This window comes from Okeania hirsuta (assembly GCF_003838195.1).
In the GTDB taxonomy this organism is placed as follows: domain Bacteria; phylum Cyanobacteriota; class Cyanobacteriia; order Cyanobacteriales; family Microcoleaceae; genus Okeania; species Okeania hirsuta.
In genome coordinates this window covers 1-1,807 of sequence record NZ_RCBY01000541.1, presented here as the reverse complement: position 1 = coordinate 1,807, position 1,807 = coordinate 1, and the positions used below count along the sequence as shown (strand labels likewise).

At 40.9% G+C, this 1,807-nt stretch carries 4 protein-coding genes; all 4 read left to right on the top strand.

The genetic code is table 11. The annotated features are described in order from the left end of the window. Positions 1 to 374 (top strand): hypothetical protein (locus tag D5R40_RS32645; RefSeq protein ID WP_205127839.1); only part of this gene is annotated, 374 nt, incomplete at its 5' end. 530 nt (positions 375 to 904) lie between these two features. Further along, a complete protein-coding gene (locus tag D5R40_RS43295; RefSeq protein ID WP_124155860.1) occupies positions 905 to 1,291 on the top strand; it encodes a histidine kinase in 387 nt (128 codons plus the stop codon). Positions 1,292 to 1,330: 39 nt separating this feature from the next. Then, positions 1,331 to 1,540: a hypothetical protein gene (locus D5R40_RS32635; RefSeq protein WP_124155859.1), complete on the top strand. Its 210-nt coding sequence runs from the start codon at positions 1,331 to 1,333 to the stop codon at positions 1,538 to 1,540. Further along, the coding region (locus D5R40_RS38680; protein ID WP_205127838.1) for a hypothetical protein at positions 1,537 to 1,807 on the top strand (271 nt) is incomplete at its 3' end. The genes D5R40_RS32635 and D5R40_RS38680, both read left to right, overlap by 4 nt.

Here is a 1,807-nt window from a genome sequence, read left to right as displayed (position 1 = left end):
TTTCAGAAAATATGAGTTCGGATCATTACCGCCTTCAGAGCCTGAACCGATTAATAAAAGTGAGTGATTTGGATGAAGCTGATTATAACCATCTCCTCAAAGCAGGATCCAGTATGAATTCTGATCACTACCTCAAAGATTTCATCCTCCAATTGAGCCGAGTAAAACAACCTTCTGAAAACCTGCTGGTAAAAATGCTCAAGTTATCTGGCGAAAATATAAACTCCGATAATTACTTGACAGATGTTTTGGTAAATCTGGCCCGAAACGTGAATTCCTCGGGAAGTACAGCCAAAGCCGCGTACAAAGAGGCAGCTAAAAACATAGGTTCTGAGCATTACTACGGAAGAGCCATGAAAGCACTTAATGACTAAACAATGACGTACCTGGTTCAGGTCGGATTTTCGGAAGCTTCATAAAGACGCGAATGGAGAAGCCAAAATTCGACCACCTTCTTTTCCAGGCTTAATTTTCCCCTCAGGTCTTAAAATTGTACCTTTAAGATCTGAGGAAATTTTCCTTCTAAAGCCTATGAGAAAACAGCTGATACATATAGCCATTGGAATATCTACGGGTCTACTGACCTTTTTTTACCTCAATTTGGAGGTGACTTTCTGGAAGGGCCTGTGAGATGGAGGGACCTGGCATTTGTTTCCCTATTGGGGGTAATCATTATGCAAGTAATTTATGGAATCCGAAGCCTGCTGGATGCCCATATTTCCTGGCAAGAGAAACCCGGTTTCAGATTGCTCGCAGGGATATGCATTAATTTCCTCGGTACCATCTCCTGCATTAAAATCGGATTGGCTTTGTTTGTCAGCTTTCGCTCGGAACTTAGCCCTTTTCAAGATGCCTCTCATCCTGTTTTCATCAAATTGATCATCCTTTCCTTTACCTGGTTTTGATGGGTTCTGTCCTCTACTTTGCCTTTTATTCCTATTATCTATATACCCAGGGTCAGGTAAACGAAATTAAACGCTCACGCAAACAGATTGATTTGCAATTGCGAGCTCTCAAGGACCAACTCAGTCCGCACTACCTTTTCAATAATCTGAATACCATATCTTCCCTTTTATACAAGGACAAGTCCCTGGCAGAAGCCTACATTCGAAAACTCGCAGGCTCCTATCAATATACCCTGGAAACCTATGATAAATCTTTGGTTAGTCTTCGAGAAGAAATGGACTTTGTGAAAGCCTACGATTACATGCTAAAGACCCGTTTCCGGGATCAAATAGAAATTAAATATTCAGTCCCCAATCACAGATGGATGCACAGGTCCCTCCGCTAGCCATTCAGATGTTGGTTGAAATGCTGCTAACACAATCAATTGAGTAAAGAAGCTCCACTGAAAATTGAAATTGGAGGAGATCATAAATATCTGTGGGTAAAGAATAACAAAACCAAAAGCCCTTCAGGAATCCAATCCTTCAAAATCGGGCTCAATAATATCAATGCTCGTTTCAAACTTCTTTCCGCTAAAGAAATCATCGTAGAAAATGCTGATGATTTTCTGGTTAAGCTTCCGATTATTTCATGAAAAAGGTTTTTCTACATAATGCCCTTTTCAGGATTTTAAGTCCCTGCTTTAGCGGAGTGATGGCCTATGTGCTCATCCTATTATTCAATAACAATGTAGAACAACTCTTTGAGCAGTTTCTGGGAATCGAATTGACCCTTTGCATACTCCTGGCCTATGGCGTACAGGAAATCAGTCGGGCTGTCATTTTATTTTCTGATCGGCTTAGTTTCTTTCATAAAGTAAGATGGAGGGTTCTTTTTCAAGTCGGTAGCTCCAGTCTCCTCA